General features: G+C 54.2%; 18 protein-coding genes. 5 read left to right on the top strand and 13 right to left on the bottom strand.

Annotated features, from left to right (window positions below):
- Positions 1-194 precede the first annotated feature (194 nt).
- The 9 genes from KJS42_RS18330 to KJS42_RS18290 all read right to left on the bottom strand — a co-directional run bounded on the left by KJS42_RS18330 (position 195) and on the right by KJS42_RS18290 (position 13,630).
- A complete protein-coding gene (locus tag KJS42_RS18330; protein ID WP_213623787.1) occupies positions 195-2,291 on the bottom strand; it encodes an alpha-galactosidase in 2,097 nt (698 codons plus the stop codon).
- Position 2,292: 1 nt separating this feature from the next.
- Positions 2,293-4,881 carry a glycoside hydrolase family 97 N-terminal domain-containing protein gene (locus KJS42_RS18325; RefSeq protein ID WP_213623711.1) on the bottom strand — a complete coding sequence of 863 codons (2,589 nt, stop codon included), beginning with the start codon at positions 4,879-4,881 and terminating at the stop codon, positions 2,293-2,295.
- A gap of 36 nt (positions 4,882-4,917) precedes the next feature.
- Entirely contained in the window at positions 4,918-5,784 is an 867-nt protein-coding gene (locus tag KJS42_RS18320) for a carbohydrate ABC transporter permease (protein ID WP_193417701.1), read from the bottom strand.
- A gap of 13 nt (positions 5,785-5,797) precedes the next feature.
- The gene (locus KJS42_RS18315; protein ID WP_193417699.1) at positions 5,798-6,700 is read right to left on the bottom strand and encodes an ABC transporter permease; all 903 of its coding nucleotides are present in this window, start codon (positions 6,698-6,700) and stop codon (positions 5,798-5,800) included.
- 111 nt (positions 6,701-6,811) lie between these two features.
- Positions 6,812-8,443, bottom strand: a complete 1,632-nt coding sequence (locus KJS42_RS18310; protein ID WP_213623710.1) for an extracellular solute-binding protein — start codon at positions 8,441-8,443, stop codon at positions 6,812-6,814.
- A 137-nt stretch (positions 8,444-8,580) separates the two neighbouring features.
- A complete protein-coding gene (locus KJS42_RS18305; RefSeq protein ID WP_213623709.1) occupies positions 8,581-10,200 on the bottom strand; it encodes a response regulator in 1,620 nt (539 codons plus the stop codon).
- On the bottom strand, positions 10,193-11,917 hold the full coding sequence (locus tag KJS42_RS18300) for a sensor histidine kinase (RefSeq protein ID WP_213623708.1): 1,725 nt from the start codon (positions 11,915-11,917) through the stop codon (positions 10,193-10,195). Before KJS42_RS18300 ends, KJS42_RS18305 begins: the two co-directional genes overlap by 8 nt.
- Positions 11,918-11,994: 77 nt before the next feature.
- Entirely contained in the window at positions 11,995-12,678 is a 684-nt protein-coding gene (locus tag KJS42_RS18295; protein ID WP_213623707.1) for a DUF554 domain-containing protein, read from the bottom strand.
- 73 nt (positions 12,679-12,751) lie between these two features.
- Positions 12,752-13,630: a putative RNA methyltransferase gene (locus KJS42_RS18290; RefSeq protein ID WP_213623706.1), complete on the bottom strand. Its 879-nt coding sequence runs from the start codon at positions 13,628-13,630 to the stop codon at positions 12,752-12,754.
- A 474-nt stretch (positions 13,631-14,104) separates the two neighbouring features.
- Here KJS42_RS18290 and KJS42_RS18285 point away from each other — a divergent pair, with 474 nt between their 5' ends.
- The 3 genes from KJS42_RS18285 (at position 14,105) to KJS42_RS18275 (ending at position 16,545) form a co-directional block, all read left to right on the top strand.
- On the top strand, positions 14,105-14,443 hold the full coding sequence (locus KJS42_RS18285) for an ArsR/SmtB family transcription factor (protein ID WP_193417693.1): 339 nt from the start codon (positions 14,105-14,107) through the stop codon (positions 14,441-14,443).
- 93 nt (positions 14,444-14,536) lie between these two features.
- Positions 14,537-15,649: an NADH:flavin oxidoreductase gene (locus tag KJS42_RS18280; protein ID WP_213623705.1), complete on the top strand. Its 1,113-nt coding sequence runs from the start codon at positions 14,537-14,539 to the stop codon at positions 15,647-15,649.
- Positions 15,650-15,801: 152 nt separating this feature from the next.
- Complete coding sequence (locus KJS42_RS18275; RefSeq protein WP_155608423.1) at positions 15,802-16,545, top strand: SDR family oxidoreductase; 744 nt, start codon at positions 15,802-15,804, stop codon at positions 16,543-16,545.
- An 81-nt stretch (positions 16,546-16,626) separates the two neighbouring features.
- On the opposite strand, the gene KJS42_RS18270 is transcribed toward KJS42_RS18275, so the two are convergent.
- Positions 16,627-17,613 (bottom strand): aldo/keto reductase, encoded by a 987-nt coding sequence (locus KJS42_RS18270; RefSeq protein ID WP_213623704.1) that lies wholly within the window; start codon positions 17,611-17,613, stop codon positions 16,627-16,629.
- A gap of 120 nt (positions 17,614-17,733) precedes the next feature.
- Here KJS42_RS18270 and pdxR point away from each other — a divergent pair, with 120 nt between their 5' ends.
- Positions 17,734-19,161: a MocR-like pyridoxine biosynthesis transcription factor PdxR gene (gene pdxR, locus KJS42_RS18265; protein ID WP_213623703.1), complete on the top strand. Its 1,428-nt coding sequence runs from the start codon at positions 17,734-17,736 to the stop codon at positions 19,159-19,161.
- Positions 19,162-19,234: 73 nt separating this feature from the next.
- On the opposite strand, the gene KJS42_RS18260 is transcribed toward pdxR, so the two are convergent.
- Together KJS42_RS18260 and KJS42_RS18255 are read right to left on the bottom strand one after the other, a co-directional pair.
- On the bottom strand, positions 19,235-20,104 hold the full coding sequence (locus tag KJS42_RS18260; protein WP_193417687.1) for an alpha/beta fold hydrolase: 870 nt from the start codon (positions 20,102-20,104) through the stop codon (positions 19,235-19,237).
- Positions 20,105-20,128: 24 nt separating this feature from the next.
- The gene (locus KJS42_RS18255; protein WP_213623702.1) at positions 20,129-20,620 is read right to left on the bottom strand and encodes a quercetin 2,3-dioxygenase; all 492 of its coding nucleotides are present in this window, start codon (positions 20,618-20,620) and stop codon (positions 20,129-20,131) included.
- A gap of 184 nt (positions 20,621-20,804) precedes the next feature.
- Here KJS42_RS18255 and KJS42_RS18250 point away from each other — a divergent pair, with 184 nt between their 5' ends.
- On the top strand, positions 20,805-21,383 hold the full coding sequence (locus tag KJS42_RS18250) for a TetR/AcrR family transcriptional regulator (RefSeq protein WP_213623701.1): 579 nt from the start codon (positions 20,805-20,807) through the stop codon (positions 21,381-21,383).
- A gap of 66 nt (positions 21,384-21,449) precedes the next feature.
- Here KJS42_RS18250 and KJS42_RS18245 read toward each other — a convergent pair whose 3' ends face one another.
- Positions 21,450-22,532, bottom strand: coding sequence for a Gfo/Idh/MocA family protein (locus KJS42_RS18245; RefSeq protein ID WP_213623700.1), 1,083 nt, complete (start codon positions 22,530-22,532; stop codon positions 21,450-21,452).
- Positions 22,533-22,545: the final 13 nt, after the last annotated feature.

Here is a 22,545-nt window from a genome sequence, read left to right as displayed (position 1 = left end):
AGGAACAGATCTGTTCCTCATGCTGTGCCTGCGCTTTTTGTAGCCATCTCCAACCCGTTATCCCCTGCCGCTGAACTCCAATTCGGGCGATATGCCTTCCCGATCGGAGCTAAAAAAGCGCCAGGCATTAACAGCTGCGACGTACGGCTCCCTTCCCTGACGGAAAGGGGGCCTTCCGCTTTTACGCGGGTAAGCTATCGTTCAGTACGCCGCAATACAAACAAGGCGCTGTCGAAATCGCCCTTCAATTCGATCGGCAATCCGTAATGCATCAGCGTACTGCCGTGATACCGCTTGCCGTCCCCCGCCAGTTCATACCGGGCGTTCTCCGATAGGCCTTGCAGCTTGAGCCTTGGACAGGAATCCCCGTACTGCTGCGCGTGCAAAAAGGCCAACACGACGATCTCGTCCCCGGACGGGCCGACGTACTCTACCGCCGTCAAACCGGACTCGCCCGGTGGCCGAAGGCGGAAGAGATCCCCGCCTAAAATCGTTTCGCGGATTTCCTTGTACTGAAGGATATGCCGCTTATATTCTGCCGCTTCCTCCGGAGATAGGCGGTTGATGTCGGCGCCGATGCCGAGTCCTCCGCACATGGCGCTGTGAAACTTGTAGGCGATGCTTCGATTCGCCTTGCCCGCGCCGGACGGCGTGTCCGTTACCCAGCACATCATGATCTGAGGAGCGTAAAACTGCGTGAAACCGTGCTGGATGAACAAACGGTCAAACGGGTCCGTATTATCGCTGGGCCAGCATTGCGCCGCATAGCGGAGAATGCCCAAATCGATGCGCCCGCCTCCTCCGGCGCACGTTTCCAGCTCGACGTCCGGGTGATCCCGCCGCAGTTCGCTCCAAATTTCGTACAAGGCATGGACGTGCTCTACCCACAGCCGGCGGTCCTTCGTACCGCCGCCTTCTCCCAAATCGCTGATCGAGCGGTTCATGTCCCACTTCAGGAAGCGGATGTTGCCGGAGCGAAGCAGGCTGTGCAGCATCTCAAGGATGTAGCGGCGCACGGGCGGTTTCGTGATATTCAGCACATACTGGTTCCTCAATTGCAGCGGTTCGCTGCCGTCGAAACGGTATATCCAATCCGGGTGCTTGCGGTACAGCTCGCTATCCGGGTTCACCGCTTCGGGCTCGACCCAGATGCCGAAGTCCATCCCCAGCCCGTTGACGTGTGCGATGAGCTCCCCGAGCCCGTTCGGAAACTTCTCCCGGTTCGCATGCCAATCGCCAAGCCCCGCCTTGTCGCTATGCCGTTCGCCAAACCAGCCGTCATCGACCACGAACAGCTCGACGCCCATTTGCGCCGCCTTGTCGGCCAGCTTCTTTTGCTCCCGTACGTCCACGGAAAAAGCGGTCGCTTCCCATGAATTGTACAGTATCCGCCGCGGCTTCGCGGAGGCGGCCAAGACGCGATCGCGTTCAAAGCGATGAAGCTTGCGACTCATGCCGCCGAATCCCGCTTCCGCATACCCGAACAGGAAGGCGGGCGTCGTAAAGCTCTCGCCTTTCCCCAGCGGGTAAGCAAAGTCGAAGTCGTTCACGCCGCCGACGACTTTCACGTTGTTGAAAATCGTCTTCTCCACGGTGATTTTCCAATTGCCGCTGTACGCGAGCAGGCCGAACCAAACTTCGCCTTCCCGCTCGTTCGCCCCTTCCGACAGCGCAAAGCAGGGATTGAAATGCGGCCCCGTAATCCCTCGCTTGGATTGCATCGTGAACGCGCCGGTTTCGACGGGCATATCCGTCATCTGAAACTCTCCCGCCCATTTGCCGGTAAGATAGCGCAGCGTGCAACGCGGCAGTTCGGGCAGATGGAGCGCCGCGGACTTCGCGTTTTCCAGCGTCACCGGCTCGCCGTGATTCGTGACGGTCGCCGAGCGCGACACCATGTCATATGACGCATGAACCTCATAATCCAATGCGACCGACATTGCTCCGTCATTTCCGGACAGAAAGACGCGGAGCGTCTGAACGCCCTCCCGTTCCGGGGATAGGTCGTGACCGACGAATCTCATCGCCAGATGGCGGCCGCGCTCCGAGGCGATGGCCAGACAAGGCTCGCTGTAGCTTCGACCGGTCCAACAGCCGTACTCTTCGCGTTCCAGCAGCGTATCGTAATCGAAGGAGCTGTGGAACGAAGCCGCCGGAAGGTCGGCCAAATCCTCGGCGGCGAGGGCTTTGCCCCAATACAGGTTTTGCAGGTAATCCCCTGCACGGAAGACGTAAGACATGCTTGCGGTACGGATGTGAAACAGCCGTGCCGCCGGATCGTAGGAGATCATGTTACGCACCGGCCTTTTCCAGACGGATGCCGATTCGGCCGATCTCGGGAGCCGCCTCTTCGTCATGATACAGCTTGATCGTATTTTCTCCTTGGCGGAGCCGGATCTTCACTTCTTTGGTGCCGACGATGTCCCAACGGGAAGGCCCCCAGCCGCCGCTGTTGAACAACACCGACCGCAGCGGTGCCGCTCCGTTCACCGCAATGAGCAGGGCGCGGTTCTCGCCCGAATAGTAATCGATACTCAACATATAATCGCCGTCCTTCTCTGCCAGCACGCGCTCGAATGCGATCGCACCGCCATGGCCGATGCCTACCGCTTTCATAGGGCCGTCCGGCAAATCCGCGCGGCACAATACCGCCCCGCCGGACAATACGCCCGTCTCGGCCGGATAGTATACATCTTCATTGGGCGCGTAATCGATCACCTTCATACCATCGATCGCAGGCGCAACCTCTTGCGAGCCGGCTTTGCGCAATACGATCGTGTTTTCGCCCTGCTTCAGCGTTATCGCGAGATCCGCCGTCCGCACCACTCGATGGCCACCGGAAGATTCGAGCGCAAGGTGCTTCGGCTCTTCCCCGTTAACGGCAACTTGCAATCGGCTCGGCAGCTCCGACAAGTAGAATAAGCGCAACGTGTGCCGCCCATCCCGTTCGGCGGTGACACGCTCAAAGCTCAGTTCCCCCGAACCGCCCAGGCTTACAACGCTGCCGTCCGCTGCATTCTCGCAGGCGATCCGGTCCGCGCTGCCGCGCAGCGTTCCCTCGCGGGAGGAGTAGACCCGGCATCGGTCGTCCATATAGCTGCCGCATACGCCCGTTTTAAGCGGGGCTTTGCCGTCGCTGATGTACATCGCGAAACCGCCGTTTTCAAGCAGGTGGACAAGCACGTTGTCCTTGTTGGTCAAGATCCGCGTTTCTTTATGCACGATATCGCCGTTGGCGCCGTCCTTGTAAAGATCTACGACATAGCGCCCTTCCGGAAGGAAGTCGAGCGGTATCGTCATTGCCCGGGACGACGTCGCGATCCCGCCGACGAACCATTGCCCTTCCGCATGGCGCATCATCACCGCGTGGTCGCCAGGAAATCCGGAGAGCAGCTTCAGTCCGTCGAATCGGGCCGGCAGCCTCCGCAGAAACTCCAGGCCGATCCACGGCTCCAGGTTGTAAATCGACTCGGCGATATGCTGGACGCCGGATTCGAACACCACCGCTAGCGCCAGTTGGTGGGCTTGCGTCGTGTTCCGGTTCGGGTTGGAGAAGCCGGTGACGGTATAATCCATCGGCCCGACCACGTTGCGGGTAAACGGAACGGTGCAATTATGGACGGCATGCGGCAGGCCGCTCCATTTGTAATGCTCCAGGCCCATGATGCCCTCCGCCGTCATAAGGTTCGGATACGTCCGGGCTTCGCCGGCCGGCTTGGTGCTGCCGTGGAAATTGATCATCAGCTTGTGTTCGGTCATGATGTCGGCGATCATTTGGTATTGCCACATCGTGTGCTGGGAATCGTTCATGAAGAAATCGACCTTGAGGCCCACGACGCCCCACTCGGCCCAACGGGGGATTTTCTCCATCGCTTTCTCGAGCGTATCCACGGCCTGCATGTCCGACCACAGCCAGACGTCCACGCCTCTTTCGCGGGCATAGTCGCATAAGTCCTTCACCCAGCTGTCATCCCAGCCGGCATCCACCGTAACGGCTTCGAACCCCATCGCTGCGGCAAAATCCACGTACTTTTTCTGCTCGCTGTACAATTGGGCGCCGTTTTCGAACGACCACCACGACCAGACGCTGCGGCCTGGCTTGATCCAGGAAAGATCCTCCCAATCGCAGGCGGGGTTGAGATTATAATTCAGGTTGCTGCGCACCAAAGCGTCCAGCGTATCGCAAACCATGACGACCCGCCACGGGGTAGCGGCGGGAAGCTCAAGCTCCAGCGGCCCCATTTGCTCGGGAGCAAACGCCAGCTTCATCCGCCGGCCGGCGGCGCTTTGCAAGTGGCTTGAGCAATAGGCGCCGCCCGTGTTCAAAATGCCCGCTTCGGTCAGCATGACCCAATGCCCGCTTGCGCCGCGAAGCAGCGCGGGCATGCCGTAATCCCGCTCCCCGGCCGCCTGCCAATCGCAGCGGTTATAGGGGCCTTCATACGTATTCACCCAATCCTGCAGCCACAGATCGTCAAAGCCTTCGGCCATCACAAAATCGGTATATTCCCGATAAACGCGAAGCGGCTGCTCCCGTTCAAAATCAAGCCCGTACCGGAATGCCAGTCCATCGTCAAACAGACGGAAATTGACGGACAAAGCCAAGTCGTCAATGCTAAAATGCAGCGTGAGCTCGTGGGCCCGGTTATCATAAACGGCCTTTTTGCCGACGGGTAAGGAGTAGCTCTCGGAAATCGCGTTTTCTTCCGCTTTTACGAATTGAAAACCCTCGAGCCAATCCCCCAAACCGGTGGCGATCCCTAACCTGGATTCGGCAACAATCGGCTGCTCGCCCGCCGCCAAAGCATAAAAAAGGCCTCGCTTATTATCCTGGTAAACAGATAGTTTAAGTGCGTTATTAGGTGAGGCAAGTTTCCACATATGGCATGCTCCATTCCAATTGAGATGATAGTCTGTCTACTCTTTGACTCCGCCAAGCACGATGCCGGACGTAAAATACTTCTGCAAAAACGGATAGACGCACAACACCGGCAGCGTGGCCACGAACACCTGGGCGGCGCGCGAGGTCCGCTCGGACACCATGCTCAGCAGGCGCACGTCCTGCATCGTCATCAGCTTCACGTCGCGGTTGACGATAACCGTCTGCAAATAGCTTTGCAGCGGATATTTATTAGGGGTATTCATCAGAATCAACCCCTCGAACCAGGAATTCCAGTGCGTCACCACGCAAAACAAGATGAGCGTAGCCATCGCCGGCAGCGAGAGCGGGACGAACACCTTCCACAGGATTTTCCAGTGGGACGCTCCGTCGATATAGGCCGCCTCTTCGATCCCTTTGGGCAGCGCCTGAAAAAAGTTGGTCAAAATAACCAGGTTGAACACCTGCACCGCGGAAGGAATGATCAGCGCCCAGAAACTGTTGATCAAACCGGTGGCGTTGATGATCATGTACCAAGGGACGAGCCCGCCGCTGAACACCATCGTTACCACGAAGAACCACATATACAGGTTGCGGGACTTGAATTCGTTTTTCGTCTTGGAAAGCGGGTAAGCCAGCATGATCGTCAGAATCATGTTGACCGGTACCCCGATGAGAACTTTAAGGACCGAGATCGTAAACGCCCGGAAAAACTCCGGCTTCTCGATCACGAATTTGTAGGATTCGAGCGTAAAGTCGACCGGCAGCAGAAACACCTTGCCCGTGGACACCGCCGCGCTGGAGCTGAGCGACACGGCCAGCACGTTGATGAACGGAAACAGGCAGGACAACGCCAACAGGGCCAAGATCAGCACGTTGACGGCATTGAAAATTTTTCTCCCCACATTATCCCTTCTTCTACAGTATTTTATAGCCCAGCGCCTTGTTCGCGACAAAGTATCCCGTGGTAATAAAGATAAAGGAAATTACCGCCTTAAAGAGGCCAATTGCGGTCGCCACGCTGAACTGGGCGTTTTGCATGCCGACCCGGAACACCAGCGTATCGAGGATATCGCCCGTCTTGTATACCTGGGAGCTGTACAGGTTGAAAATTTGTTCAAATCCGTTCGTGCCGGCATTGAGGATGTTTCCGAGAGCGAGCACGGACATCAACATGATCATCGGCATCAGTCCGGGAAGGGTAATGTTCCACATTTGCTTCCAGCGTCCCGCGCCGTCCATTTGGGCAGCCTCGTAAAGCGTCGGATTGATGCCTGACAAAGCGGCCAGATAAACGATGGTGCCGTAGCCGAATTCCTTCCACGTATCGGTCAGGATCATGCTGACCGGAAACCAGGTTTGGTCCCCGAGGAAATACACGGGTTTAAATCCGAAAGCCGCAATGAGTTTGTTGACGACTCCTTCCGAAGGGGAAAGGATGTCGATGAAGATGCCCGCGAGAATGATCCACGAAAGAAAATGGGGGAAGTAAATGATCGTTTGAATCCCCCTTTTCAGCCGGCGCAACCGCAGTTCGTTCAACATCAGCGTGACGACGACCGGCATCACGATCCCGAGCACGATTTTCAGAATCGAGATCACCAGCGTATTGCGGATGACTTCGGAAATGGTCGGGATGCTCAAGATGTAACGGAAATTGTCGAGCCCTACCCAATCGGAATGGAGAAAACCTTTGCTCGGAGAAAAATTTTGAAACGCCATCACAAGCCCGAACATGGGACCGTAAGCATACACCAGCACGAGAATGACGCCCGGCAGCATCATGAGATGCAGGGGGATGTTCCTTTTGAAACGCGCCATGATGAATCCTCCTCTCCTCAGGCGATCCGGGAAGGGCTCTTACCGGATACGGCACTTTCGAGCCGCATCCGGCGAAGCCCCTTCGTTCGAATGCCTGGACCGTTAGCGTGCCTATTGGCGATCGACGTACCAGGCGTTAACCTCTTGCGTAATCTGGTCGCCGCCCAGCGTCTTCCAATCGTCAACGTATTTGTCGAATTTGCCGATGTCCCCGCCCATGATGATTTCGGTGAACGTCTGCAATTGGGTTTGGGACAAGATGGCTCCCTTCTGCGTCATCGCCTCCGTCGGCGGCCCGAAGTAAGCGTCATCAAGCACCCTGCCGTTTTCGGCATATTGGTTAATCACGGCCAGAGATCCCTCGGGACCGTACATCATCTCCGTTCCCCAACCGGCCAGGTCGCCTCCGCGGAACGCCTTGATGCTGTTGTAATAACTGAGTTCTTCCGCGTTCAATGCGCTCGTGTCGTCCTGTTCCAGCGCGGCGGTCACCTTCACTTGGGCGTCCGGATTTTTCATCGGCGGCTCGGAATAAACCAACGGGTATTCAAAAATCGGATTTCCGGCGGCGTCCACGTTGTAAACCTCCGGTTCTGCCGTCGCGCCGAAGCATTTTTCCAATTGCAGGTTAAGCATTTGAATGATCGCTTCGGGGTTTTTGGCGTTTTTGCTTACCACGTAATACGTGTTAATCGGGAACGGTACCTGAACCAAGGTGCCGCCGTCCTCTTTGCCGACCAAAGCGTACGGCGTCCATTCCATCTCCGGATGTGCCGTTTTAGCTTCGGACAACCAGCCCATGTTCCAGAACAGGCCATAAAACATGCCGATTTTATTGGCGCTGGCATCCGCGCTCACCTTGAAGGAATCCTTCACGCCGAATTCAGGATCGATGTAGCCGCTGGCAAACAATTTCTGTAAATTTAACAGCCCCTCTTTGACTTCGGGTTGAATATTGCCCGATTCCAACTGGCCGGCTTCATTTTTGACCCAAATGTTCGGGTATGCGCCATATCCGTTGAAATACCCCTCCAGGGAAGCGAACATCCCCCATAAATCCTTGTTCAGGCCAAGCCCGAACGTATCGTTGGCTTGGTTGCCGTCAGGATCGTTCTTGGTAAATGCTTCGGCGATTTTATTGACGTCCTCGATCGTTTTGGGCGCCTCCAGGTTCAGCTTCTTAAGCCAATCGGTGCGGATCCACAGCACGTTGGCCTGCCCAAGTCCGGAAGCCATCTTCGGAATCGCCAGCAGCTTTCCGTCAAACTTCGCCGACGCCAGCGCGTTCCCGCCATCCTGGCTCAGGACGTCTTTCGTGTAGTCGCTCGCCTGCTCGTCGAAAATGGCCGTGAGATCGGCCAATTGGCCGTCGGTCGCAAGCTGCTTAAGCTGCGAGGCGTTCACCTGGAAAATGTCCGGCAAATCGTTGGAGGCGATCGAAATGTTCAGCTTTTGCTCGTATTGGGCGATCGGAACCATCCACTCGTAATTCAGCTTGATGCCGAGATCCGACTCGTACAACCGGGTCCACACGTTATTGTCCAGAGTATCGGAGCCCTCGAACTTCAAATCATCCGGGACCGGCCTCACCGCTGTAACCGTAATCATTTCATCGGAATTTTGTCCCGCTCCTTCCGTCGCTTGCGGCGAGTTATTCGTCTCGCTTTTTGCGCAACCGGCAAGCAAAGAGAGAAGCACCGCCGCCGCCGCGAACAGCGAAAGAAGAGATTTCATCTTATTCATTGCCCTACACCACCCTTTTTTTGTTATGCCTATCCTTCGCTTTAAGTGTAGTTCAGCCTGCGGCACGCTGAATATAATAAGATCTCTACCTTTCTTGTCTTCTCTCAACCAAAATGAATCCGCTTGCATCTTTGGGTTTAATCCGGAAGGTTCGGAGCAAATCGAGCGCGATATTCATTCGGCGTTACCCCTTTTTGCTTTTTGAACACCCGGGTAAAATATGCCGCCGAATCGTATCCTGATTCTTTGGCGATCTGATGGATCTTGATTTCGGTATCCCGTAGCAGGCGTTCGGCATATTCGATCCTTTGGCGGGTGATATCGTCGGCCAAATTGCTGCCGGTCGTCTGTTTGTATAACCGCGACATGTATACGGGGTTGATGTAAAACCGTTCGGCGAGCGCTGCCAACGAAAGGTCCTCGGACAAATGCCCTGCGATATAATGCTTGACCTTGGCGACGAAGTTTTTGCTGTGCGTCGCCTGCTTTTTTTGGCGGAGTTCGAAGATCCGCCCCGCCAGTATGACGATGCTGTTCTCCATGGAGCTTTTGTCACGGAACCGAGTAAACAGCTCGAACAGGTCCTGGTCGGCCAGCAGCTCTTTCGACAGCTTGCGGGCGTTGATATAAGACATCAGCATGTCGGTGAGGGCGTGATACAGTTCCAGGTTGTTCAGCAGCGCATCCCTCGGGCCTTCGTCCTCGCTCAGCAGCTCTCTCAAGGTTCGGTAAAACAATTCGTCCTCCTCTTCTTCAAGACAGCTACGCAGCAGGGACAACCGTTTCTTCCGCCCCGCCTCCCGCTCCGGCCGCTCGGGTTCCTCGCCTTTGCGTTCCAGATAGAAGCGGGAATTCGCCAAAACCAGCTCGTCTTCGTTGACCGTAATTTGGTTCAGGATCAGTTTGACGGCGCCGAAACGCCCGGGGAGGTCTCGCCATTCGACATAATCGTCGTAGATGACGGAGACGGAAGCGCCCAATGCCTCCAGGCAATGCGCCTGCACGATTTCCAAGGTTTCTTTCAGATACAGCAGGTTTTGCCCCTCCCCGTTCGGTTGGAGCACCCAGATCATGTGCTTGCCTTCGAAGGTCGCCTCGTAGCCGGTAAATACGTCCGCAAGATACTTTTGAAACACTGCCTTGATCTGCAAAAAAAGATGAAGCTGGCCGTGCGACGTGCCGCGCAACGATATTCTATCGAGGCGCAGCGCGACTAGTATGGCCTGTTCGTCCGGGTTCAGGTGGATCCGGTATTTGCCGAAGTCGCGCAGATACTCTTCCGCCGGCTCGCCCTCCAGCAGCTTCAGCAGGCATGCGCTCTGCAGCATGGGAAGCGCCGAAGCGATGTAATCCTCGTTCTCCTTGATAAATTCCTGGGCCTGCCGCTCCCGTCGGATCTCCCGAAGGCAGCGGTTTACGGCTTCGACGATTGCCTCCTCGCCTTCGCTTTTGAGTACGTACCCTACCGCATGGTTTTGAATCGCCTGGTAAGCATACGTAAATTCGCTGTGCGCTGTAAGAAAAACCAGCTTGCAATAAGGCCATTGCCGCTGGATTTCCTTCTGCAGTTCCAGGCCGCTTGTGCCCGGCATGCGTATATCGCTCAACACAATGTCCATGCGGGTCCGGCTTAGCAGATCCAGGGCCTTGTCTCCCGAAGCAGCGCTGTAGACATCAAGCTCTTCATCTTCCTGAAAAAGATCAACTAAGCCGTCCAGAATAAACGGTTCGTCGTCGACGACCAGCAATTTATACATGTTCGGTCCCACCTATCGTTAACGTGATTTTCAAACCGCCTAACCCACTCCGCTCCACGCTTATACCGCTGGTTTCGCCGAAGAGAAGCCGCAGCCGTTTGTGGATGTTGACGATGCCGCTCACCTCGCCGAAAGGCTGCTTCAAGCTGTGCCGGATCGCTTCGATCTCCGCTTCGGAAATATCCCCGTTGTCCTCTACGGATACGGTCAACTTTCCGTTCTCGTCGGCAAAGTCCACCTGGATAATCCCTTCCTCCGCCAGACTGCTGATTCCGTGCTCAAACACGTTCTCGACCAGCGGCTGTAGAATCAGGCGTGGTACAAGCTTATTCGCGGCGGAAGGCGGAACTTCGCCAAAACGGATCCGGATTCTCTCGCCGAACCGCATTTTTTGGATGTCGGCATACACGCGGGAATGCCCTACCTCTTCGGCCAAGCGGACATCGTCGGACTCCCGCTGGGTCATGAATTGATAATATTTGGCCAAATACTCCGTAAAGCGTTTAACGCTTTCGGTATCGTTTAATCTCGCCATATTGCGGATCACGAAAAAGCTGTTGTATAGGAAATGCGGATTGATCTGCGACTGCAGCTGCTTCAGTTCCGCGCTTTGCGCCAGTATCTTCTGCTCGTAAACCTGCTCCAGAAGCCCCTTGATTTTAGCGACCATCGCGTTAAAGGAACGGTAGATATAGCGGAACTCATCGTTTTTCCGATGCTCTAACCGCAAGCTCAAATTGCCCCGCTCCACCTCATTGAAGGCCGACACCAGCTTGCCCAGCGGCCCCTTGATCAGATTGGCGGTCAGGTAGGTCAGAATAAACACGGTCAAAATCACCGCCAAGCTGAAAAAAATAAAATAACGACGCAGTTCCCTCAGTTGAGGGTTAATTTCTCCCTCGGGCAGATAGGCCGCTAGGCTTAACCCCTGGTATTCCGAATCCTGGTTCACGATCCAGGCCGTCCGCCCGCCGGCGTTTACTTTGAGCGGATCGGCGTTCGCCTTTTGCCGCACCAGGCTTTTCAAATCGATGTGATGGTCTGGATCGGACTCCCTTGCGTAAGTCGCATAAGTATGATAGGCGTCGTATACAATCGCCTGCTCGGCACCCGCAATCCCGGCCAGTTCGTTCCGGATCCGGCTTGAGGACAGCTCAACGATCAACAGATAGGTGAAATTGGGTTTTCCCGCCGCGGCGCCGGGATTCGGCAGAACATAAAACAAGCGGTCCTCCCATACGGTAAAGTGCCATCCGTTTTGCCTCTGCGACGCCGCGTAAATTTGCAACGGAATCCCCGCATCCGAGGACAGATCGCCGGACGAATCTAAAACGCGATTCAGGCCCGGAATATAAGTAACGATCCTTAGGATATAACCGCTGCTATCCTGCAAATTTTCCATTCGGCGGATATAACGGTTCATCGATACAGTCTTCTGATAGTTGTCCATAATCATCCCGGAATTCGCCAGTGCCAGCAAATCCTCGTCCGCTAAGACTGCATATGAAAGCGTCTTCACTTTATCCAATTCGTTTTCCACTTTGTTGAAGCCGTGTTTGGCAGCCGTTCCAAAAGCCTCTACCGTCGTATTGTCCAGCAAACGGATTTGCCAATTGTAGAGCGTCACCCCGATCGCGCAAATCGGCATGATCGCTAGCAAAAAAGCAGCCACGAACCGCGTAAACACCGAGCCTTGAAGTCTTATTAAGCGTCTCATAACCCATCCCTTTCCCGGTTTGCTATTCAATATGAAAACGCTCCATCCAGGCGGATGTACCCGAAAGGAGCGCTATTTCAATAACCGAATAACCCCTTCAGCAAAAACCACACCACCGGCACCAATAACGCCGGCAGCATGTTTAAGGTCTTCGCTTCGATGATCTTCAAAATCGATAATCCCGAGTTCGCAATCAATACGCCGCCGACAATCGAAATTTCGGTTAGCAGAGGGGCTGTCAGGAAAGGTGCCAGGTAATCCGCACTCAGGTAAATCGCTCCCTGCCAAACGAACAGGACCACGGCGGTCAGCGCGATCCCGATGCCGTAAGTGGAGGCCAACACCATAGAGGTCACAAGATCCAAGGTAGCGTTCATGTACAGGTAGGTGTGATTCCCGTGAATCGCACTTTCGATCGGACCTAAGATCGACAAGGTGCCGATGCAGAATAGTAGAATGCCCGTGGACAACCCTTGTCCGAGATTTGACGTAGAGAAGCGCCCGACCAACCTTTGGAAACGGCCGTCGATATCCAGCGCCGTTCCGATCAAGCTCCCCACCGCCAGGCTGATAATAAACAGCACGGGAAATGAGCTGTCCTTCATATGGGTTACCGCGGCGTTAATCCCCAGCAATGTTGCGGCCAAGCCGATCGCAGTAAATAGCACGGTCTGGTACTTTTCCTTCAGGCCTTTCTTAAAAATGCTTCCTAGCACGCTGCCCGCCAAAATCGCCGCGGTGTTCACCAATGTCCCGATCATTTTTCTGCTCCCATCCGTACATGTTCTTAGTCAAGGTAATGATAGCGCAATGCTGATTACCCGTCTAGCAAAGTCAGTGGTTCACGCCCAGCAGCAGATCCACGTCCACGGTGATTTCCAGTGCGTCCCGGTTCGTGAACGCCGCGATATGCGCTTGCTCCGCGGACCAGGCCAGTGGACTCATGCGCACCAAGTCGCGGAGTTGCTCGGTCTCAAGCCGCTGCCGATACTGCAGATGCACCACCTCCATCTCAGGGAAATGCCGGCGGAACAACGTCACGATTTTGGCGTTGGAATAGTTCGTTATTTTGCTGCCGCTGTACAATGCCTCCCGCAGTTCACGCAAGTATCCGGTGCCCGGAACGACTTTCATGACAACGCCTTCGGGTACAAGAATTCGTCTGAATTCCTGATAATTGGCTGGAGATAGCAGGTTTAATACCACTTGGGCCGATTGATCCCGCAGAGGCGCTTGGGCCAAATCCGAGACAAGCCAGAGTCCATCCGCATAATGCCGGGCAGCCATCCGGATACCTTCTTTGGACAAATCGATCCCGACTCCAACCCAATCCGATGGTTCGAACCGACGTAAAATTTCCTGTAAATGCGAGCCTTCTCCACACCCCATGTCGACCATCAGGTCGGCAGATGCATGGTCACCCACGCGGCCAGCCAAGATTCGAACGATCGCCTCATGCAAAGGCGCGTATAAGCGGCTCCCCGTAATGATGCTCCGCCTAGCGGCGAAGAGCTCCTTGTCGTAATGGCCTGGGGTTGGACGCGTCGTCCGATTCAAATTCATATAGCCTTGTTTCGCCATATCAAAGGTGTGTCCTAGAGAACAGGCCAGACTTTGCGGGTCAACCGCATCCATTAGCCCCCCGCATACCGGGCATTTTAAGATGGAGATATATTTTCGCACGGAACTCGCGCTGTTAAATGGTTGATTCATCTCATCGCTTCCTTTCCTCTACCAAAACCGAAACAGCCAGACAGCTGCCTCGCGGATCAGAGTAAAAGGGAAGGTTGCACCAGACATAACCATGGAGAGTCTGATGAGCATGCCTAAATAAGCCCAAATGAGCGTAAAAAAAGAAAGGCGGCAGGGCCACCTTCCTTCATGCAACTTTTCGCGATATATCCCATGAAGAGTCATGAAAAATGGGCAGACTGATCCCGTTTACCCTGTTCCGGCGAACAGAGTCTTTGAACATATGAAGTTACTTGTTCAAAGCGGAATAACGCAGTCTGATATAATGCACCATTTTTACCTAACCCTCCCAAAGCTTGTCCGTGAATGCACTCTAATTATAATCGAACTCCCGTTCAAATAAAAGATCAAGCATTTTTGGCAGATCCTCTCTTTATCGATCGGCGATTGTTTTGTTATACTGATAACAAATCAACGATGAACGGGGGTCTAGCCATGAACGATCAAGATCAAGATATGCTGGCCGTGCTGAAGGCCCTCTCGAACGAGACTAGGCTCAACATCCTATGCTGGCTTCGAGAGTCGGAGAAATGGGAATACGAACTGCCGGATGTCCTCAAAGAGGAGTTTCCGGGCAGCGCATGCGTAGGCTCCATTCAGGCAAAGTCCGGATTAGCGCAATCCGTAATTTCTTCGTACCTAGCCAGCATGCAAAAAAGCGGGTTGTTAGAATCCCGCCGATATGGGCAATATACGTATTATCGTCTTAATGATGCGAGAATAGACGCCTTTTTGGAGCAGTTCGCCGGCAAGCTGAAATCAAAAAGGAATTAGGAAAATTTTTCAATCTCTCTTGCTTATTTATAAGTTAATCTATATATTTAGATATATGTATAAAATAAATAATCGTGAAGAGGAGAGAATACCATGTCCATTTCCAAAACGGCTGCTTCCCTATTTAAACCCTTTGAAGGCGGCGGACTAAAGCTTGCCAATCGGGTTGTCATGGCTCCCATGACCCGAACCTTCTCGCCTGACGGTGTACCCGGACCCGACGTGGCCGGCTATTACCGCCGCAGAGCGGAGAACGGCGTCGGACTGATCATTACAGAAGGCACAGTGATTAACCACCCGGCGGCTCCTGCCGATCGGAACGTGCCGCACTTCTATGGAGAAGAAGCGTTAGCCGGATGGGAACGAGTTGTCCGCGAAGTGCATGAAGCTGGTGGCAAAATCGCTCCGCAAATCTGGCATACCGGTACGGCTCGCCAACGGGAGACGTTCCCTGAATCGAATGTCGATCCCATCGGCCCATCCGGTCTAAGCTTGACTGGCGAGCCGGTCTCCGAACCGTTGACGAAGCAGGAGATCCGCGAGCTGGTTCAGGCCTATGCTCAATCCGCTGCAGACGCGAAACGCCTCGGATTTGATGCTGTCGAAATCCATGGTGCGCATGGCTATTTGATTGACCAATTCTTCTGGGAGGTCACCAATAAACGGACCGATGAGTACGGCGGCGACCTTGTAGGACGCACCCGCTTTGGTGTTGAGGTTATCGAAGCGGTCCGGGCTGCAGTTGGGCCGGAATTCCCTATTATTTTCCGTTTCTCGCAATGGAAGCCTGCTGACTACAACGCCAAGCTGGCCGCTAGCTCCGAGGAGCTGGAGCGCTTCTTGGCTCCACTTAGCGCCGCTGGCGTCGATATTTTCCACGCCTCCACACGTCGTTTCTGGGAACCGGAGTTCTCGGGTTCGGAGCTGAACTTGGCCGGCTGGACGCGCAAACTAACTGGTAAACCTACCATCACCGTCGGTTCCGTCGGCTTGAACTCCGAATTCACCAGCTTGTTCGAGTCAGGCAAAGGCGGAGAAACAACCGGGATTGAGCAGCTGATCGAACGCCTTGAACGCGGCGAGTTCGACCTCGTTGCCGTCGGTCGTGCGCTGTTAACCGACCCGGCTTGGGCAGCTAAGATCCGCGACGGTCGTATGGAAGAACTGCAGCCGTTCACGAAGGAATCCCTCGCCACATTGAGCTGAGGGACTGATAATATCTTCTTAACAATAGGAAGCCCTCTTCGAAACGTTCGAAGAGGGCTTAATTATTAAATATGACACTTAGTTGTCATATTCACTCCCGTATAGTTGATCCTGCAAACCCAATCAAGATCAACTATGGAGGAGAGATACTCATGCAAAGTTTGAATTCAAAAGTCGTCATCATAACCGGAGCTTCCAGCGGCATCGGCAAAGCCACCGCTCGATTACTGGCTGATCAAGGAAACAAGATCGTGCTAGCCGCCCGTCGGGAGGAGCGTCTGCAGGCTTTGGCGGCCGAAATTGCCGAAACCGGAGGAGAAGTCGTTTTTTTGAAAACCGATGTCGCCTCTTATGCCTCGATGCAGGAGCTGGCTCGATTCACGATGAATCGATACGGACGAATTGACGTGCTGGTCAATAACGCCGGGATCATGCCACTCTCGATGTTGAATGAGCTGAAGGTCGACGAATGGGACCAAATGATCGATGTCAACATCAAAGGGGGACTATATGGCATCGCCGCGGTGCTTCCCGTGATGCGGCAGCAGCAGTCCGGCCATATCGTACATGTGTCTTCCGTCGCTGGATATCAGGTTTCGCCGACTTCTTCCGTTTACAGCGCGACGAAAATGGCGGTAAGGGCCATCGCCGAAGGTCTACGCCAGGAAGAATCTCCGGCTTCCCGTATCCGTTCGACCCTCATTTCTCCGGGCCTTACGGATACGGAGCTGACGGAAGGCATCACGACCCCCGAAATCAAAGCGATGGTCGGACAGATGAACCAGGTAGCCATCTCGCCGGATAGCATCGCACGAGCAATCGCTTATGCGGTCAACGAGCCCGAGGACACGGGCGTCAACGAGATCCTTATCCGCCCGACCGTGCAACCGTCATAATCGAAATTGTCCATTCCGGGTTCCGCATCAAGGCCTTTTCGGTTTTCTCCGAAAAGGCCTTTTGGCTTGCGCGGCTTATTCTCATTTCGATCCCCGCAAAATCCCCTCGATCTCGTTCATTTGCGCCGAGGTCAGCGGACCAAATGAGATTGCCTTCGCCGCTTCCTCCACCTGTTTGACGTTCTTCAGCCCCGGGATCGGGAGCGTGCGCGCACTTTTTCCCCAAATCCAGGCCAGTGCCCCCTGCACAAGACTTCGGCCGCCGGACGTTAGGATCTCGCGAACCGCGTCCAGCTTCGCCAAGTATTCGGCTCTGGGTTTGCCGTCCTTAAAGTACAGGACCCACTCATGGCTGCTGCCGCGCACATCCTCGGCCGGCAAGCTTGACGAAGCCGTAAACTTGCCGCTTAGCAGCCCCATCGCCAGCGGAGAATTATTGATGCTGCTCAGACCATGCCGCTCGCACAAATCTACCATGGCACTGTCATCGGATAGCACATTGAAAGGGTGCTGAATGGCGGCGCCGGAGGATCGCAAGGCAAACTGCTCCGCGCATGCCGTGTTTCCGGTACTCCATCCGTATTCGCGAATAAGACCCTCCTGCTTTAACCGCTCCAGTGCATCGATAGCCGAATCAAGCTGCTCGGTGGAGAACTCGCCGGGGTGAATCTGGTACAGATCGATATAGTCGGTGGCAAGGCGCTGTAAGGAGGCTTGGCAAGCAGTACGGATATACTCCGGGGATACGTCGATTTTCGTATACACATCGCGGCTTGCAGAATCATACGTAAAGCCGAATTTCGTGGCGATCACCGCATCCTGGCGCCGTCCGCGCAGCACTTGTCCGATGATCTCCTCGCTATGGCCGGTTCCGTATACATCTGCCGTATCGAGGAAATTAATCCCTAGTTCTAATGCCGTTTCAATTGCCCGGATCGACTCCGTATCATCAACCTCACCCCAACCATCCGGCAAGCCGTCCAGCCAAAACGGCCCCCCGATCGCCCAACCCCCAAAACCTAGCGGACTGACTTGAAGTGGCGTGGAACCTAAAGTTTTCTTCTCCATATTCCATTCCTCCATATTCCTTGTTATTTACATTCTCAGTATAATGAAGGAAATCGGTTCTTTTTAGAGCCATTTCTTGTCTAATTTGAGGAACCAATTCAGAAAAGGGAGAATACCGTCATGTTTGGAATTCGGTTAGACCCCGCCTCGTACCTGTCGATTACGGCTCAACTCTGCCAGCAGGTCCGGCAAAACATCGAAAATGGCGAATTCGGCGAAGGGCTGCGGCTTCCGCCCACCCGAAAGCTGGCCGCGGAATTCGGTATTGCCAGGAACGTGGTCATTGACGCTTATGAACAATTAATCGCAGAGGGATACCTTATCGGCCAAGCGGGCTCCGGAACCTATGTGGCCGGGGGAATTCAGCAAAGCCCTGCTGGCGCTGCCGATGAAAAACAGTTGGATGTGGAAGGGCTGACGGAGGATTCCACTCCCCCGCTTCCTGAAGGTCTCATCGATTTCGAGATCGGAACGCCGGATTTACGCCAGTTTCCCCGGCAGCTTTGGGCGAAATATCTGAAGGAAGCGGCGGAAATAATGCCGTCCGCTTCTTTCGATTACGGTGATATCCGCGGAGAGAAAACCCTACGCCTAGAGATTTCCGCGTACCTTCACCGAACGAGAGGCATGCGCTGCCATCCGGCCCGAATCATGATCGTATCGGGCTCCTCCGAAGGATTTACCCTAATCGCCCAAGCGCTGCGGGATTCATTTGACGGCGTGTATCTGGAAGATCCGACAATTGAGTTCACACAGCATATTTTTCGGAGGGCCGGCTATCGGATCTCGCCGGTCGCCGTTGACGGCACCGGGATGAAGCTGCCCGAACTTCCCGCATGGGAACCGGGACATCTCATGCTGCTGACGCCCTCCCACCAGTTCCCGGGCGGCGGCATCTTGTCGATTCAACGACGACAGCAAGCGATCCGGCTCGCAGAGGAAGCCGGAGCTTATCTCATCGAGGATGACTATGACGGGGATTTCCGTCTGAAAGGTGTCCCCATCCCGCCGCTGCAAGCCTTAAGCCCAGATCGCGTGATCTACGTGGGAACATTCAGCAAAACGCTGGCTCCAGGGTTGCGTCTTGGCTTTCTGGTCCTCCCACGTCATCTCGTGAATCCTGTGGCCGATTTGCGGGAAAGCCTGAATCTTCGCACTCCCTCGATTCCCCAAGTTGCCTTGGCGAGGTTCATGCAGGATGGCCGGTTGGACCGACATATCCACAAAATGAAGAAACTCTACCGCCAGCGGCGGCAACTGTTGATCGAGACCTTGAAACAACATTTCGGCGATCATGTGCTTGTCCAAGGTGACGAAGCCGGAATGCATCTGCAAGTCCAGATCGCCGGGCTTCCCGCCGGAATCGATTGGTCCAAAGCCCAAGCTCACGGCATAGCCGTTTACTGTGTCGAGGACTACTGCCTGGTCAAAGGAAATTACACGCGGCATATCCTGCTCGGCTATGGCAACCTCCCCGAAGAGAATATCGAACCGGGGATCGAGCGTTTAAGAAGGTTTATAGAAGAAACGGCAGCCGGAGCGCCCTGATCATACGGGATAATCATGCAAAGAGGCCGGACAGCAGGTTTTAATCCGCCGCCCGACCCATCCTGTTTATTGTTTAGTCGCATGGATGTAGCTGTACAAAATCGCTCACTACCTGGCTAAACTCCCGTGGCGTCTCCACATGGTTCATATGCCCACCCTGCTTAAACGTATAGAGCTGTGACCCAGGAATCTTCTCCGCCAGTTCCGCTGCCCAGCGTGGGCCGCAGTTAAAGTCGTATTCGCCAACCAGGATCAGCGTTGGGATACGCACCGTATCTAGAAGGTTCCTAACGTCCCACGTATACGGCTTCCGATTTGGATCAACGCTAAAATCAATAGCCGCCTTCCACTCCTCTGCTTCTTGCGGAAGGTTCCAGTAATCGCCGAAGAATGCCGGTAACAACCGTTGCAGCACGGTCAGCGTCGATTCTCTGTCTTGGGCAGCTCCAGTGATCAGGTCCATCCAAGCTCGCTTTGCTTCCTGCGCTTCGGATCGATCCGTCCAGCGCTCGGCATAAAGCTCGATTTGCCGAACCTGCTCCATCCCGAGCTCGGGTCCCATACACGGAGCACTGCTATAAAGGATTAACCCTCCCAGCTCCTTCGGATAATCGAGCGCATATTGAAGTCCCACAAACCCTCCATGCGAATGTCCCAAGAAATAAGGGTTCTGAGCTCCAAGGTGCTGCGCCACTTGATGAGCATAATAAGCATACCTCGGCATGCTGTAATCACCGTCCGGCAATGCGCCGGAATTCCCCGTGCCTACCGGCTCGATATAAACCATGGTCATCATTTGTTCAAGCTGCGGCATGCGCATATAACTCCAATGAAAACCCGGTCCTCCGGAATGAACCAAACAGAACGGCCCACGGCCGGCAACGTGGAAGCTTTGCTCCACCCCGTTGATCAAGATTCTATGCTTGCTTAAAGGTATTGTCATCGCGAGAATCCCTCTTTTCTGGGTTTATCCTAAACCAGGAAAGGATATATTGTATTTCTTCGAAACCTGGATCAGCTGTTGAATACTCTCGGGAGTAGGCGGTTCTATGCGAACCTCCATTCCCTCCTCGTAAGGAACGCCCAATTCCTTCACAAAGGAATCAAATCCCGCAGGATAAGCGGTGACTAGAAAACGAGTTTGGGGAGACTTCGCCTTAAAAGTATGAGGAACCCCGCGAGGAGCAAAAACATAATCCCCGCTTTGAACCCGAAGCGTTTGATCGCCAAGGATCATCTCCAGCTCTCCCTCCAACACGTAGAAAGATTCATCCTCATCCCCATGGATATGAAGGGGCGGACCCTCATTTTCCTTCGCTGCACAATGCACCACGCAAAATTCTCCGTTGGTGTCTTCCCCGCTAACCAATATGGAATTGATGTCGGTAAAGAACAAGAACGTATTCTCCTTGTTGATATTCCGCTGCATCATACCTGCCTTGCTACGGTTACTCCTCATGTGCTAGTCACCTCTTAGTTGGATTGAATGCTAAGTACCTGCGCAGGTATTTTAGATCGTTCGTTCTCATATTAAAAACCAATCTCCCATTTGTCAACACTTTTAACGTAAAATTTACAATTCCGAAAGATTCTTTTACCGTTCGTTCTCATATGATAAAATGAGTTTGAAAGGGTGACATGTTATGGCGCGTAGCAAGGAATTTGAGGAAAGTGAAGTCCTCCTGAAGGCTATGTATCTATTCTGGGAACAGGGATATGAGAAGACTTCGCTTCAGGATCTGGTTGAGCATATGGGGATACATCGCAGAAGCTTGTACGACACCTTCGGCGACAAACACACGCTCTTTATCAAAACGATGGAACAATATGCAAAGTTTGCGAACGCTACGATAAAGGCCGAAGCCCAACGCGGTCGCACGGCGAAAGAATCCATCCGTCTCATCTTTGACTATCTAATTGAAACCAACGGTGAGCAGCCTCTTGGTTGTTTCTTCGTGAACTCTGCGACCGAGCTGGCTTACAGAGATCCGGCTGTAAACGAATTGACGAGCGAGGGATTTAACAAGGGAGAGCAATTGCTCGTAGAGCTTCTTCAACAGGGGCGGCAAAAAGGGGAAATTTCGGCTGATCTGGATCCGTACCAGCTTGCATCAAGCTTGTATACGACAATGATTGGTCTCCGAGTCCTAAAACGTACATCCGCCGATAAAAAGAAACTGCATCAAATCGCAGAAGTCTCGATGGCCATGCTCGATAAGTAAGTCGCATAAGCAAAGTGTTAAGCCCGCAAACGAATCGCTTGCGGGCTTGGCTATTAGCAGGCCGAATCAGGCCGTTTCGATTCGAATCGCTTGCATCTGGGCTTCGATACACAAAGCCGCCGCTTTAAAAGCATGCTCCTGCGTCATCGCAGTTTCCGTACCGTTTAAGATATCCAATATCAATGCACCGAAATAGGGGTACCCCACTTTCCCGGAGCAGTCATCATGGAATTCGCCATCCTGATTGACCAAATAGAGATGATTGCCGGATGGCTCCCGGGCGATGTCGATATATTTACGAATTTCGATATAACCTTCCGTCCCCAGGATAAGGGTTCGGCCGTCGCCCCACGTGCCCAAGCCGTCTGGAGTCAGCCAATCCACCCGGAAGTAGAAGGTTGACCCATTGTCCGCTACCAAGGTCGCGTCGCCGAAATCCTCAAATCGAGGGTAGTCTTTGAACTTGTAATTAGCCACCTTGCTATGCAGCACCTTCGCGTCTTTAGCGCCTGCGTAATGCAGGAATTGCTCGATCTGGTGAGACCCGATATCGCATAAGATCCCGCCGTAACAGTCGGGGTTGAAGAACCAATCCGGCCGAGACTTGGGATTGGCGCGATGGGGTCCCGTACCGATTACCTGTACAACGCGGCCGATGGCCCCCTCCTCGATCAATTGGCCGGCAAACACGGCGCTCTCCACGTGCAGGCGTTCGCCGTAGTAAATTCCCCATTTCAACCCGGTCTCTTCCGTTTTCTGGCGCGCCCGATCGACCTGTTCCAACGTGGTAAATGCCGGTTTATCCGCAAAATAATGCTTGCCGTGTTCCATCGTCCGAAGCCCCAGCTCGCAGCGCTCGGAAGGAATGCAGGCCGCGGCGATCAGCTTAATCTGCGGATCCCCCAGAATCTCCTCCTCGGACGTTGCCACTTTCGCTTGCGGAAAGGTTTCGACGAATCGCTTCACCTTCTCCGGATCCGGATCATACACCGCCTTCAGCTCGGCTCCGGCCTCGATTAACCCGTTACACATCCCGTAGATATGCCCATGGTCCAATCCGATAGCTGCGAAGTGAAATTCGCCTTCGCCAACCACCGGGTGGGGTTTCCCTTTTGGCGCGTAATTCATGCCGTCCTGTTTCTTCGTCATAATGTCAGCTCCT

Source organism: Paenibacillus sp. J53TS2, from assembly GCF_018403305.1.
Classification (GTDB): domain Bacteria; phylum Bacillota; class Bacilli; order Paenibacillales; family Paenibacillaceae; genus Fontibacillus; species Fontibacillus rhizolycopersici.
The sequence above is the reverse complement of the archived record's forward strand: the minus strand, read 5'-3'. Positions and strand labels throughout refer to the sequence as shown.

Excerpts from the sequence above, each read along its gene's own strand:
- KJS42_RS18330 (WP_213623787.1), bottom strand. The coding sequence starts at position 2,291 with ATGATCTCCTACGATCCGGCGGCACGGCTGTTTCACATCCGTACCGCA.
- KJS42_RS18325 (WP_213623711.1), bottom strand. The coding sequence starts at position 4,881 with ATGTGGAAACTTGCCTCACCTAATAACGCACTTAAACTATCTGTTTAC.
- KJS42_RS18315 (WP_193417699.1), bottom strand. The coding sequence starts at position 6,700 with ATGGCGCGTTTCAAAAGGAACATCCCCCTGCATCTCATGATGCTGCCG.
- KJS42_RS18310 (WP_213623710.1), bottom strand. The coding sequence starts at position 8,443 with ATGAATAAGATGAAATCTCTTCTTTCGCTGTTCGCGGCGGCGGCGGTG.
- KJS42_RS18305 (WP_213623709.1), bottom strand. The coding sequence starts at position 10,200 with ATGTATAAATTGCTGGTCGTCGACGACGAACCGTTTATTCTGGACGGC.
- KJS42_RS18300 (WP_213623708.1), bottom strand. The coding sequence starts at position 11,917 with ATGAGACGCTTAATAAGACTTCAAGGCTCGGTGTTTACGCGGTTCGTG.
- KJS42_RS18295 (WP_213623707.1), bottom strand. The coding sequence starts at position 12,678 with ATGATCGGGACATTGGTGAACACCGCGGCGATTTTGGCGGGCAGCGTG.
- KJS42_RS18290 (WP_213623706.1), bottom strand. The coding sequence starts at position 13,630 with ATGAATCAACCATTTAACAGCGCGAGTTCCGTGCGAAAATATATCTCC.
- KJS42_RS18285 (WP_193417693.1), top strand. The coding sequence starts at position 14,105 with ATGAACGATCAAGATCAAGATATGCTGGCCGTGCTGAAGGCCCTCTCG.
- KJS42_RS18280 (WP_213623705.1), top strand. The coding sequence starts at position 14,537 with ATGTCCATTTCCAAAACGGCTGCTTCCCTATTTAAACCCTTTGAAGGC.
- KJS42_RS18275 (WP_155608423.1), top strand. The coding sequence starts at position 15,802 with ATGCAAAGTTTGAATTCAAAAGTCGTCATCATAACCGGAGCTTCCAGC.
- KJS42_RS18270 (WP_213623704.1), bottom strand. The coding sequence starts at position 17,613 with ATGGAGAAGAAAACTTTAGGTTCCACGCCACTTCAAGTCAGTCCGCTA.
- pdxR (WP_213623703.1), top strand. The coding sequence starts at position 17,734 with ATGTTTGGAATTCGGTTAGACCCCGCCTCGTACCTGTCGATTACGGCT.
- KJS42_RS18260 (WP_193417687.1), bottom strand. The coding sequence starts at position 20,104 with ATGACAATACCTTTAAGCAAGCATAGAATCTTGATCAACGGGGTGGAG.
- KJS42_RS18255 (WP_213623702.1), bottom strand. The coding sequence starts at position 20,620 with ATGAGGAGTAACCGTAGCAAGGCAGGTATGATGCAGCGGAATATCAAC.
- KJS42_RS18250 (WP_213623701.1), top strand. The coding sequence starts at position 20,805 with ATGGCGCGTAGCAAGGAATTTGAGGAAAGTGAAGTCCTCCTGAAGGCT.
- KJS42_RS18245 (WP_213623700.1), bottom strand. The coding sequence starts at position 22,532 with ATGACGAAGAAACAGGACGGCATGAATTACGCGCCAAAAGGGAAACCC.